General features: G+C 68.9%; 13 protein-coding genes. 12 read left to right on the top strand and 1 reads right to left on the bottom strand.

The annotated features are described in order from the left end of the window. Window positions 1-75: 75 nt before the first annotated feature. Window positions 76-228 carry a hypothetical protein gene (locus ACFZDK_RS50330; RefSeq protein ID WP_390984616.1) on the bottom strand — a complete coding sequence of 51 codons (153 nt, stop codon included), beginning with the start codon at window positions 226-228 and terminating at the stop codon, window positions 76-78. A 501-nt stretch (window positions 229-729) separates the two neighbouring features. Here ACFZDK_RS50330 and ACFZDK_RS50325 point away from each other — a divergent pair. From ACFZDK_RS50325 to ACFZDK_RS50270, 12 genes are all read left to right on the top strand, one after another. After that, complete coding sequence (locus ACFZDK_RS50325) at window positions 730-915, top strand: hypothetical protein (protein ID WP_390984614.1); 186 nt, start codon at window positions 730-732, stop codon at window positions 913-915. Window positions 916-1,010: 95 nt separating this feature from the next. Next, entirely contained in the window at window positions 1,011-1,388 is a 378-nt protein-coding gene (locus tag ACFZDK_RS50320) for a hypothetical protein (protein ID WP_390984611.1), read from the top strand. Between the two features lie 108 nt (window positions 1,389-1,496). Beyond that, window positions 1,497-4,025 (top strand): DnaB-like helicase C-terminal domain-containing protein, encoded by a 2,529-nt coding sequence (locus tag ACFZDK_RS50315; protein ID WP_390984608.1) that lies wholly within the window; start codon window positions 1,497-1,499, stop codon window positions 4,023-4,025. Further along, window positions 4,025-4,597, top strand: coding sequence for a hypothetical protein (locus ACFZDK_RS50310; RefSeq protein ID WP_390984606.1), 573 nt, complete (start codon window positions 4,025-4,027; stop codon window positions 4,595-4,597). The genes ACFZDK_RS50315 and ACFZDK_RS50310 overlap by 1 nt, the downstream gene beginning before the upstream one ends. A 357-nt stretch (window positions 4,598-4,954) precedes the next feature. After that, on the top strand, window positions 4,955-5,962 hold the full coding sequence (locus ACFZDK_RS50305; RefSeq protein ID WP_390984603.1) for a hypothetical protein: 1,008 nt from the start codon (window positions 4,955-4,957) through the stop codon (window positions 5,960-5,962). Between the two features lie 105 nt (window positions 5,963-6,067). After that, window positions 6,068-7,429 (top strand): protein kinase, encoded by a 1,362-nt coding sequence (locus tag ACFZDK_RS50300; protein WP_390984600.1) that lies wholly within the window; start codon window positions 6,068-6,070, stop codon window positions 7,427-7,429. Between the two features lie 54 nt (window positions 7,430-7,483). Further along, the gene (locus ACFZDK_RS50295) at window positions 7,484-7,633 is read left to right on the top strand and encodes a hypothetical protein (RefSeq protein WP_390984597.1); all 150 of its coding nucleotides are present in this window, start codon (window positions 7,484-7,486) and stop codon (window positions 7,631-7,633) included. 500 nt (window positions 7,634-8,133) lie between these two features. Beyond that, on the top strand, window positions 8,134-8,673 hold the full coding sequence (locus tag ACFZDK_RS50290) for a sigma-70 family RNA polymerase sigma factor (protein WP_390984594.1): 540 nt from the start codon (window positions 8,134-8,136) through the stop codon (window positions 8,671-8,673). Further along, window positions 8,670-9,470 carry a hypothetical protein gene (locus tag ACFZDK_RS50285; protein ID WP_390984591.1) on the top strand — a complete coding sequence of 267 codons (801 nt, stop codon included), beginning with the start codon at window positions 8,670-8,672 and terminating at the stop codon, window positions 9,468-9,470. Before ACFZDK_RS50290 ends, ACFZDK_RS50285 begins: the two co-directional genes overlap by 4 nt. 59 nt (window positions 9,471-9,529) lie before the next feature. Continuing rightward, window positions 9,530-10,324 (top strand): ATP-binding cassette domain-containing protein, encoded by a 795-nt coding sequence (locus ACFZDK_RS50280; protein WP_390984588.1) that lies wholly within the window; start codon window positions 9,530-9,532, stop codon window positions 10,322-10,324. Beyond that, window positions 10,321-11,631, top strand: coding sequence for a hypothetical protein (locus ACFZDK_RS50275; RefSeq protein ID WP_390984585.1), 1,311 nt, complete (start codon window positions 10,321-10,323; stop codon window positions 11,629-11,631). Before ACFZDK_RS50280 ends, ACFZDK_RS50275 begins: the two co-directional genes overlap by 4 nt. Beyond that, window positions 11,628-12,224 carry a hypothetical protein gene (locus ACFZDK_RS50270; protein WP_390984582.1) on the top strand — a complete coding sequence of 199 codons (597 nt, stop codon included), beginning with the start codon at window positions 11,628-11,630 and terminating at the stop codon, window positions 12,222-12,224. Before ACFZDK_RS50275 ends, ACFZDK_RS50270 begins: the two co-directional genes overlap by 4 nt. Window positions 12,225-12,376: the final 152 nt, after the last annotated feature.

Raw genomic sequence — 12,376 nt, 5'->3', positions numbered from 1 at the left:
GAGATAGCCTGTCACACCCTGCAATGCGATGAAGATCAGCATCGCCCCCCAGCCAAGGTGTCCGCGGCGAGAAGTTCACATGACCAGGGTCGACATCTCGGCGATGACCAGTGCCAGGGATATCGCCGCCGCTTGGTGGAGCGGTCCGGTGAAGAAGGCGAACAGGCCGAGTGCCGAGGTGACGGCCAGGACGGTGGGAACTTTGGTCCCGGAGCCTTGGCTAGTCACGCCCGAAGAACCAGTGTTATGTTGACGCATTGAACGGGTCCTTCCCTGTTGAAACAGCGAGTAGTTCGCATGTGCCTGCATGCATATACGTGCACGTACGTGCATCCTTTCTCTGGTAGCGGAGGGCTCGACTCGAAGGACGCGGCCGCCCATGCCCGCCAAGACGCGGGCGGCCCGTCCGTTTTCTGTTGTAGCGATGAGCATCGCAGTGGGAGCTTATCCGGCAACCCCCAACATCTGGCAGAGCCCATCTGAAGATTCTTCTGGCCGAGGGGTCGATGGCGGATTCCTCGAAGCGCCCGGCCCGAAAGCACGGCAGTTTTTCGGCCTTTCGGGCTGTGCCGCATCCGGCAGGTCACTCAAAGTTGTCTGAGAACGCGTGATGAGCGCTTATCCGTGTGAATCTGACTGCTCACAGATCGTGGCCACTTCGGGGAGGATCGCTGACTCTCGTCGTCATCGATGCCGCCCAGTGGCGGGACGGAAGTCGGGCATGCCGAGGTGGACGACGCCGTGCCGTTCGGTGAGGCGGTTCATCGCGGTGAGTTTGTCGTTCGCCGCGGCGAGGCTCACCTCCAGGCCCGCGATCTCGCCGAGCCAGCCCTGTTGCTTGGCCTCGTCGACACGGGCATGAAGGTTGGCGATGATCTCGCGCAGCTGGGGGGCCTGCGCGGGGTCCGGCCGTAGGGCCGGACATCGGATACGCCCTTCAGGACGGCGGGATCAAGTACCCGCTGGAGGCGTACCGCATCCTCAGCTACCTGACCCGTGCGGCCGGAGAGATGAGGACCGCTCTCGGCCTCCTGGAAACCTCCGTGCAGGGCCTCCACGACAGGGGACTGCTGATGTCCGACTACCGGGGCGAGCTGCTGGACGAAGTAATGGAGCGCCTCACCGAGTCGTCCGGCCGGGCGCGCGACCTCGCGGGCGGCCTGCACGGCAACCTGAGCACGGCGCACTCCACCGTCGGACACCTTGCGTACAACGAGGCATCCGAAGTGCCGGACCAGGAGCCGAAGGCGCGGAGCTGGGGCCATGCCAGGCGGGGTGTGATCGCCCGCGGGCGACGTGAGTGGAAGGCCGGGGCCGGCTGTCGAGATCCCGGCCTTCGCTCTGCGGCGGCCTGCCCCGGCAGTGCTGCACTCGCGGCAGTCAACTGACGCCGAAGACCCTCATTGATGAGTGAGATTCACAAGAAACAGTGTGACTTTGAATCCTTAAGTGTGTGACTCCTGCTATTATGAGGGTGAGTTGATAGGTTCGGGAGGGTGAGTCAGTCGGCACACGAACAGGACGCGATGAACGCGACCGAGGCACGCAACGCCCTCTACGCTCTGGTGAAGCGTGCCGAGGAAGACGGGCGCACGACCCTGATCTACAAGGGGCAGAGGCGTCAGGATCGCGTTCTGCTGGCCCCGCTCGACCGGCTACCCGCAGCGCGGAAGACCGAGGTCCTGCCGTCCCACGTTCTCAGTGCGGCGCAGAAGGACTTCGGCGACCTCATCACGCGAGCGGCGCAGGGCCAGCCGCAGGTGCTCCTGCGCAACACCACACCGGTCGCGGTACTGCTGCCCGCCGACGTCGTCTCCCCTTCATCCGATCCGGCCGCGGCGATGGGCGCCGCGCCCGCAGGAGGTGCGGTGAACAGCCAAGGCCATTCGGAACGCGAGAGGGCGCCGCGCAGGCTCGCCACGTTGGGCGACGCCATCGGCGCCTCACTCACCTCGGGCCCGGTCGGCAGCACCACGTTCGGGCTGCCCGGCCTGGACGCGGCGACAGGCGGTCTGCAGTCAGGCCGGCTGACGCTGGTGGCGGCCGCCCCGAACGTCGGCGGCAGCCTGCTGGGTCTGGCTGCCGCACGACAGACCGCGCTCGTGGACAACCACAAGGTGCTGTACGCGGCGTCCGGGCCGAATCAGGCCGACATCATGCGCCGCATCATCTCCGCGGAGACCGGTGGCGATTACCCGCGCTTGAAGCAGGGGCGCCTCACCGACCACGAGCAGAAGGTCGCCCAGCAACTGGTCCAGGCGCCACTGCTGATCGACGACGGCAGTGATCTGACCGCCGAGGCGATCGCGGAAACCGCCCCGTACGTTCAGGACCTGGCCCTGGTGGTCGTGGACCGGCTGCAGGCCGCCCACAACGCCCGGCTTCCCCTGTCGGGTGACCGTCTCCCGGCCGCCTCCCAGGTCCTGGCCTCTCTCGCACGAACCCTGCATGTGCCAGTGCTCGCCATCGTGGACAGCGCCGATCCCACGCTTCTGGGCCTCCTGGATGCCGACGTCATGGTGACGCTCACACTGACCGAGGACCCTTCCAAGGTCCACGTGACGGTCGCTGAGCGGGACTTCGGCACGATCGGCTCGGCGTACCTGAGCTCCGATCTGCTGCACGCCCGTTTCCTCGACGCCACAGCCGCCCCCGCCGCCCGTACAGGCGGCGAAGGACCCGCGCAGGGCAGTGTGGGCAGTGCCGTGGAGCAGGAGTTGTCCGACGCGGCGCTTCCCTACACGTCCGGTGCCCGGCAAGGGCTGCCGGCCTCCGTCACCCACGTGCTGGCCGCGCTGCGCACCGCGCTGGCAGGCGGTGACGAGGAAGCCCTTGTCGAACTCGGGCCGTCCCTGGCCGAGACGGCTGCGGCGCCGCAGCAACTGCCGAACGACGCCGAGGGACGTCGCCTCGCCGCCGCGCTGAACGCCTACAGCACCGCCGTGTCCGTCGGCACCCCCGGGCAGCCCGCCGCTACCGGGTCCGCCGCGGGCAGCGGACACGTCCCGGACGACGAAGACGACGCAGAAGCAGAAGTGGAACTGCAGCCGGGGGACGAGGAGGACGAGCCGGAAGGCGCGCCCTTCCCCGCGCTGAAGCTCCTCAAGGACGCGGTCGGCCGCTCGAAGATGCACCCGATCAGGGTCATCCGCCTCGAGGAGCGGGAGAGTGGTCCGTGGCCGCTGATCAGTGAGCACATGGACGGCGAACCGCGATGGGTCCACCCCGACGTCACCGGCACGCGGGTGCCCTACATCCGGGAGAACGGCAAGCGGGTCCGGCGTGACCGGCTCGATGTGCCGGACGCCTTCGGCGAGGGGGTGCTGTGCCTGATCGACCGCAACGGCAGCTACCCGTCCGCGTGTTCAGCCGTCCCCCTGGCCCCGAACAAGCTGCTGCACACCGGGCCCCTTGAGGCGTTCGACAAGGCCAGCGCCGGTATCTACCTCATCGACATCCCGGAGTGGAACCGCACGGACATGCCGCACCCGCTCGGGCGGATCATCGACCGGCCCGACGAGCAGGGCCGCGTGTGGGTCACCACCCCGCACATCAAGCAGTTGATGAAACTCGTCCGCGAAGACCACCTCGCCGCGATGCCGACCATCCACGACTCCTGGACAGGGAAGGCCAACGAGTCCCTGTTCAAGCCCTTCTACGAAGCGGCCCGGAAAGCGCGTATCGACCTCGTCCAGGCCGGCGGCGACCCATACAAGGCGTACAAGACCCGCCTGTCGATCGCGCTGCGGCTGCTGTGGCCCAAGCGCAAGGAACAGAAGTCCCCGTTCTGGCGGCCGGACTGGCGCATGAGCATGGTCGCAGAGGCCTCCGTCCGCCACTGGACCGTCGCCTTCAAGGCCGTCCAGGAAGGCCACACGCTCATCGCCCTGCGCAACGTCGACGCGGCCGTCTTTTGGACGCCGCCCGGCACGCCCCCAGACACGTACCGGATCGGGACCGGCTTCGGTGAAGTGAAGGCCAAGTTCGTCCAGCGCGGCGAGATCATCCCCGAAGGTGACGACTGATGGCCGGGCCCACCGGCCACGGAGGATCCCTGGGCGCCGCCCTCAACGACCTCCTGCGCTCCCAGGTCACCCCTCGCCACAGGCTGTCCTCGTACACCGCCAAGCACTGGCACGCCCAGCTCAGCCAGCTCACCGCGACCCACCGCGGCTACCAAGCCATGGAGGATGCCGGCCTCCACGTGACCACCAAAACCCTGATCAACTGGCTGTCGGACCCCGAGTACAACATCCGCCGCAGCTACCGCGACCTCATCCACACCGCCTACGAGAACGCCGCCGTCGTCCCCGCCGAGCCGATCCCCGACCACGTCAAGCGGGGCCAGTTCGAGATCAGCGGCATCGTCAAGACGGGCGACGACGAACGCGAGCGTGGCAACCGGCGAGCGGCACCTCTGCGTATCGACGGCAGCAGGGGCAACTGGGACGAGATCGAGGAACTCTGGCTGGCCGGTGAGCTCACCGACGACGAGTTCGAGGACCACTTCATCGACGACGTCATCGTGGCGGACATCGGCGAAGGCACCGACGGGTGGGAGTTCCCCGGCGTCGCGTACTCCGTCGAGCTCAGGTGACACCCCATTCCACAGCAGCTCCCGCCGGACGGGCAGCCCTTGTCACCGGATTCGGTCTGTCCACGAATGCCGAGCACTCTGGCAGCACGTTCACAGGTACTGCGCTACCAGCAAGTACCCCTGGCCCTCCTCCGTGCCCGCGTCCGTGCTCCAGTAGGCCTTTGGACCCGCTCCGCCCTCAGGCGCACTTCCCGGAACGGCACGGGAGGCAGTAACCGCACACTCGACAGGAAGGCGGTGCGTTCGCCAACTTTTCCCGGGCGGCGGAACCAACACGGGCCATAGGCTCACTGGTCGGAGCAGGTCATTGCTGCGGACGCGTGAACCATGCTCGGGAGACAAGGGGGAATCAGCACGGTGGAGCAGGAGCGCGAGCTGTTGGTCGCGTACGGCCAGTGGCGAAGGAACGACAGTGCCTCGGCCGAGGACCGGTTGGAGCAGCTGGTCGACATCGTGGCGGCGCTGTTGTCACGGTCCGTGCCTGCGGACTCAATGCATCTGCATGAGCTCGGTGACACGGGTGCGCTGGCAATGGCATACGAGTTCGAGGGCCGAGACTTCCTCCTCGCCCTTGTCGGGCGTCAGGAACCGCCCTGGGGTGGTGTGCTCGTGCATGCCGTGGGAGCGGCCCGTGGCGCCTTGTGGGCGGTGCTGTACTGGCCTGGGGAGCAGGCGAACGAGGAGCTCGTTCACAAGATTGGTGACCGTGGCACAGTCCTCGACCGAGCCCATCTGGAAGCGGCGGTCGCCGGACTGTCTCCGCTGGCCGACCTGGTACGCGCAGCCTTGCGCCGACGGCAGCCGCATGTGCCACTGGCCGAGCTGCTTGGCGTCGACGCTCCGGCGGCGCAGCAACTGGAGTTGACGCCGCTGGCCCGCCGGATGGCCCCCCTGCCAGTGGAGAGCAAGACGTGGGCGGGAGTAACAGCCGAGGTACTGCTCGTCGGACAGTCGCAGTCCGGACGGCCCAGAGGTCTGACCTCTCTGCCCGACGAGCGCGTACTGATCACCTGCTCCAACGGGCTGCTGGAGGTGGACACGGGCAGCGGTCAGGCTCGCTGGCGCCTGCTCCTGCCCGGGTGCCACGGCGGTGCTCTGGTGTGCAGGGATGGCGCCGTACTGGTGATGTGCGGCTCCGCGTTGGTGCGCTGGCACGAAGGACACCTGCGGGTGGTCGCCGGAGCGTTCGAGGAGGGGGCTGTGCTGCTGCCCGGGCCAGACGACGAACCGTGGGTATTGTCCGGATTCGGCGCCGCCTTCGGCGTCGGCGAGGGGACCCTTGCGCTCACCCGTGCCGGGGAAACTGTCGGCGACCAGCTGCGCTACCCGATCACCTTCAACGCCGCGGTGCGCTCGGCTCTCTGACTGGACAGCCGGCGGTTCTTCCTTGCCGCGGACGGGAGCAGCGCGGTGGTGGATCTAGCACGTACGACGGACGCTGGGCAGCGCGAGCACTGGATCGAGACTCCCGTGCACTTCCCGGCGCACGTGTTGCCCGCTGGCATCGGCAGCGTGCTGAGCGCGTCGCCCGACCGAAGTGAAGGCGGTGTCGCCGTGCACCGCACCGACGTCCTCAGCCGTACGAGTGAGCGCCTGGTACATATGCGGCTCGCAGAGGTCTTCGGCCTCGCCCAGACTCCTGGCAGCGGACCCGCCTACCTGCTTACCTCGCTTCCCTCGAACGATGTCGAGAACCCCGCCCCGGTCCTGGTACGGATCACCGGCCACCGCCCAGAGGAACCCCTCTCCACGCCTGAGCTGGCGTCGACGCCGGCGGTTCGCCGCTACGACGTGGTGAGCCGCTCGGCGCGCGGCGATCGCGACGACTACCGTCTGGAACCCCGTCCCTTGGCCCCGCCTGGCGGCCAGGGGGAGGTCTTCCCGGCCACCCACAAACCCTCGGGCACGGTAGTTGCCTTCAAACGCCGCAAGGGCCTGTTCAAGCAGCGCGGAATCCGACGTATGCACCGCGAAGTGGAGATCGCCCAACGGCTGGGCGCCAACCCCCACGTCATGCCCGTACTCGACTTCGATCCCGGCTACGAATGGTTCGTCATGCCGAAGGCCGACGACAACGTCGAGGACAGACGTCTCGAGCTGCAGGAGCCGGGCCAGCTGCGAGCCATGGCGGAGGCCGTTGCCGCCGGCCTGGCCGACGCGCATCAGCACGACTGGATCCACCGGGATATCAAGCCTGGCAACATCCTGCTCCTGGAGGGGCGTTGGGTGGTCGCGGACTGGGGGATTGTGCGTCGCCCCCGCGGTCAGACGAGCACTGCCGGCCTGTTGACCACCACAGGCCTCGGCACCGAAGGGTTCGCGGCACCAGAACAGTTCATCGACGGCCACGACGTGACTCCCGCCAGCGACATCTACAGTCTCGGCCAGCTCATCGGCTGGATTCTCACCGGGACTTGGCCCCAGACAAACAGGCCCCTGCTTCCCGAGCCGGGACCGTGGTACGGCGTCGTACGCCAGGCCACCCAACTCGATCCCGCCCGCCGTCCCCAGGACATGACTGCCTTCCTCGACCTCGTCGAACGCGAGACGGATGCCGGCAGCGAACTGCCCGTCGCGCGCGCCCAGCGCCTGCTGGAGGCCGCGGACAAGAGGAACGACACCGACGCGGCCGCCCAGCTGCTCACGCTCGCCGCCGACCAGCCCGACTCCTACGAGCTGTACCTGGACGTGCTCACCAAGTTGAAGGTGACCACCGCCAGGAAAGCTTTGCTCGACAACCCCGACCAGACGGCCGCCGTGGTCCAGGCCCTCACTCGGCATGCTGACGCCGACGACGGGCCCACCTGGCAGGAGTCCGACCGAGCCGTGTGATCACCCGGCCGCTGGTCACAGCGCAGTACGGCCAGTACGAGGGCGGCCACCGTCGTGGCGTCTTCGACCGAATGGGGCACTCCGGTGTCTCCGAACATGGTCTACACGCTCGACCGCAAGCTCGGGGCCACGATGCTGACCATCGCGTTCGGACACGCGATCGACCTGGTGTCGATGGTCGTCGGCGAGCTTGGGGCACGATGAGCTCGGCACGGCGGGCGCTCGGTCACGCCCGTTTGCTCCTATGTCAAGCGGCTGCTGCGAGTTGGAGTGGTGTATCGACGGCGACTCCCGCGGACGGGGCCTGCGAAAGCCGAGCGTCTACCCGCTGCGGTTGGTGCTCGTCCTGGCGCAGGGGCCCCACTCCGGGCGGGCGGCGACACGCGTCCACGTCACCCGCCGCCGGTAGTCAGCCAGCAGGCCAGGCTGTGGCAGCGTCGTGGCGTTCGCAGCCGGTGGCTCCGTGGGATGACTCCCTGTCGGCTGCACGACTCCGGGCTGTCCTGGCGCTTGGGGCCCGCGACATTGCCAGCGGGGGAGCGCAAACTCCGTCCGGCCGCTCGGCAGCTGCTCACGGTGCGATTAGGGCCGGTCGGCGATCTGGACAATCTCACGTTCGGTGTTAAGAGCGATTACCTTCGGTAAGCGCCGGGGGTCCGAGAACCTGAATGGAAGGTCGTTTCGTCTCCCTGATCGTGAAAGGTATGGCAGACCTCGACGAGGCAGAACTCGTGCGCCGCGTCGCCGGCCGTGACCGGGCGGCGTTTGACGAGTTGTATCGGCGTACTTCGCCCTGGTTGGCGGTGCGGCTCCGCCGCCGCTGTACTGACGACGACGTCGTCGCCGACGTGCTCCAGGAGACCTATCTGGCGGTCTGGCGTGCGGCTGGCAGCTACGTGGGCTCCGTGACCGAGGGGAGTGCGGTCGGCTGGCTCTGGTCGATCGCTGCGAACCGTCTCGTCGACGCGTTCCGTCGGCGCGCCCGGCAGGAGCGGGTGCCGGCCGTAGCCCTGCTCGAGACGACCGCGCCGGCCGCCGAGGACGAGGTGATGGCGACCCGCGTCGACCAGCACTTCGAACAGGCGCTGCTGCGCCTGCCGCCGGAGTTGCGGCAGGTGCTGCAGGCCATGGTGCTCGACGACCTGTCGGTGCGGCAGACGGCGGTGCTGCTCAGCGTGCCCGAGGGCACGGTGAAGACCCGCGCGCGTCGGGCCCGGATCGCGCTGCGGGAGGCGCTGTCATGACTCATCCCACCACGATGATTCTGGCCCGCTACGCGGACGGCGGGCAGGGGCTCGACGACGCCGCGCTCTGGTCGATCGAGGTCCATCTCGACGCGTGTGCCGACTGCCGTGAGCAAATGGCCGCGCACGCCACCCCGGCCACGGCGGATCTGCTCGACCGTGTCGCCCTCTCGCTCGACCGGGCGCTCGAAGCGAGCCCGCAGTCGGCCCGCCGACATACCCCAGCCGGGGCCCTACATCGACGCTGGCTCACCTGGACACTGCTGCCCTGGCTCGCGGTGACCGTCGCGGTGCTGGGCTGCGGCGTGCTCCTCGACGCCGCCGAGCCGAGCCTGCCGTCGATCGTGCTGCTGCTGTCTCCGGTGGCTCCGCTGCCCGGCGTCGCGGTGGCCTGGAGCCGCCGGATCGATCCGGCGTGGGAACTGATCGCCGCCACCCCCGCGGCCGGCCTGGGCATGGTCCTGCGGCGGACGCTCGCGGTGCTCGTCGTCGTGCTCCCGGCCTTGCTGGTGGCGGGGGCGAGCACCGGAACCTCGCCGGCCCTCACTCTGCTGCCGTGCCTGGTGTTCACCGCGGCCACGCTCGTGCTCGGCGCCCTCATCGGCGTACGGCGGGCGGCGATCGGACTCGGAGCGATCTGGTGCGCGGCGGTCCTGCTGCCGAGCGTGGCGGCCCGGACCCCGTCCCCGGTACTCGAGACGGACAGCACCGCCGTCTGGGCGGTGACGGCCGTGGCCCTGGTCGCGATCACCCCGCTTGCCGCCTCCCGCTTCCGCCGTCTGGCCAGCGGCAACTGACATCCCGTCAACAAGACCAACAAGACTAACAAGACCCACAGAACCGAGAGGAGAGATCCATGCGGGCGATGAATGCTGCCGAAACGGCCCCCACCCTTCATCCCTGGTTCGTCCACGCACAAGACCTGCGGGTCCGGGCCGGCCGGCATCTGGCCGTAGAGGGGCTCGACTTGACGCTGAGAGCCGGTGTGCACGGTGTGCTCGGCCCGAACGGTGCCGGCAAGACCACGCTGATGCGCGCGTTGTCCACCGTCGTCAAGCCCGCCGACGGCTCGTTGACGCTGCTGGGCGCGCAGGTCGACGGTCGTGCCGAACTGCGCGAGGTACGTCGCCGACTCGGGTATCTGCCGCAGCAGTTCGGCTTCTATCCACGGTTCACCGTCCGCGAGTTCGTCGCGTACATGGCCTGGCTCAAGGAACTGCCCAAGGCCGCGGTCCCCGACGCCGTGCAACGCGCGATCGACCGGGTGGGTCTGACGGCCAAGGCCGACGACAGGATGAAGACGCTGTCCGGCGGCATGGTGCGCCGGGCCGGCGTCGCCCAGGCCATCGTCAACGACCCCGAACTGCTGCTGCTCGACGAGCCCACCGTCGGACTCGACCCCGAACAGCGCCTCGACTTCCGCGACCTGCTGCGCGATCTGGGCACCGACAGCTGTGTGCTGGTCTCCACCCACCTTGTCGAGGACGTCGTTGCCGCCTGCACCGACGTCATCCTCATGAACGAGGGCCGACTCCTCTTCCAGGGCACCCCAGACGACCTGATCGCCCGCGGCGGGCAGAGCGACGCAGGCGACAGCCCGGCGGAACGCGGCTACTCCGCCCTTTTGCGCCGGCACCGGAGCAACGCATGAACCGCATCATCGGCATCGAGTTCCGACGGTCGGCCGCTCTCGGTGCCGCGCTCCTGATCGCCGTCTCCGGCACGATCCTGCTCCGGGCCACCGCAGGGCGGTGGTCCACCGGGTGGATGGCGCTGGCCATGACGCAGCGCGAATACCTCGTGCTGCTCTCGCCTCTTGCGATGGCTGCCGGTGCCTGGCAGTCCTATCGTGAGCACCGGGCGAACGTCGGTGAACTGTTCGCCAGCGCGCCCCGCCCGCGTCCGCAGCGCATCGTGCCGATCCTGGTCACGACCGGGATGGCGGTCCTCGTCGCGTACCTGGTCACCCTCCTCGCGGCGGCGCCACGGATCGTCGGCACGGCACGCTACCTGCCGCCGACCGCGTACGCCGTCGTGGTTGTCGGACTGGTCGCGATGATCGCCTCGGTCTGGCTCGGACTGTCCGTCGGACGCCTGATGCCTGCGCTCGCCACCGCACCCGCGCTGGCCGTGACCGGCTTCGCGCTGCTCATCCTTGCGCCCCACGCCCTTGCGGACGGCGGACTCACGGCGGCGTTCTCCCCGAGCATGGGGATGAGCGTATTCAGCGACTACGACACCGTCGACGGCCGAGTCAGCGCTGCCCAGGGGCTGTGGATGGCCGCGATCGCGGTGGCCGCCGTCGTGCTCTTCGCCGTCAAGAACCGCAGGTTCGCGTTCACCGCGCTGGTGCCGCTGGCCCTGGGGGCAACCGCCACAGCCTTGATCGTGCCGACCGGCGACGCCTACGAGCGCGGCAGGCTCGACCCGGTCGCCCAGGAACTGGTGTGCACCGCCGGCGCCCCACAGGTCTGCGTCAGCCGGGCACACGAGGCGTTGCTGCCCGAGGTCGCCCCCAAGGCCCGGCAGGCACTGGCACTTCTGGCGAAGACATCGATCGTCGAGGCACACGAGGACACCAGCACGCTCTTCCCTCCCACCTCGCCGAAGCCACGGGCCGGCACCGCGCTGATGAGCATCACGGTGGACCGGCACGGCCGCCTCGCCCACCCGGGCCGCCTCGAACCGACGATGCTCACAGGCGTGTTCACCGGCCCGGAAAGCTGCGCAGACGCGTCGAACATCACGGTCGCCGTCGCTGCGGCCTTCTGGCTGCTGGACCGGAAACCGACCGCCGGTCCCGATGGCCTCGAATACGTCGACCCGGACGCCGTCAAGCTGTGGAAGGGGCTGCGCGCGCTGCCGCGGGCCGAGGCCGCAGCCCGGGTGACCGCCGTCTATAGGGCTGCCCAGAAGTGCCGGGTCACGACCGGCCTGCTGACCCGGGGGGCCCGATGAGCGGGCTGACGCTCTACGCCCGCGCACGCCAGGTGCCGGCGGCGCTCGGCGCGGCGACCGCGGGCACTGCCGTCGCATGGCTGCTGGCGACGGTCTTCAGCGGCGGGGGCGAAGTGAGTCGGACCGTACTCGTCCTGACCGTCCTGCTCCTGGTCGCAGTCGTCACCGCCACGCTCGGCGGCCCCGACGACACCCTGGACCGTACGGCGGCAAGACCATGGGGATGGCTGCGGATGTCCCACCTCGCCACGGCCCTGGGATGCGTACTCGTCCTCCTGCTGGCCACGCTGCTGGCCGGCACGTGGTTCGGACCGCTCGGATGCGTCGTCCGTGACGCGGCCGGACTGCTCGGCCTGACCGCCCTGGGGGCGGCCACGGCCGGTACGCCTCGGTCATGGTTTCTGCCCCTCGGATGGACGCTCGGCGCGGCGGCGTTCCCGGGCACGGGCACCGCGGGGGAGATGCTGACCTGGCAGACACAGGCCCCCGACAACCGACCCGCGGCCATGGTCGCCGCCCTTCTCGCCGCCGCCGGAACCGCCGCCTACGCCAGCCGAGGCCCACGCCGCCGAACGTCGTCGGAGCACGTCTGAGCAGGTACTCGGTCGCGTACAGCCGCACCACGGAAAATAAGGGCCGTTGCCTGCCTACCAATCCACCTTTGAGCTGGCGCCGTATCCGACCTTGAGCCGCCAACGACTCAGGGTCAGAGGGCGGAACGTGAGTTGATGTCCGTTTCGGCTTG

The organism is Streptomyces sp. NPDC007901 (assembly GCF_042959465.1).
GTDB lineage: Bacteria > Actinomycetota > Actinomycetes > Streptomycetales > Streptomycetaceae > Streptomyces.
Note: the sequence above shows the minus strand (reverse complement) of the source record. Positions and strands in the feature narration are given on the sequence as shown.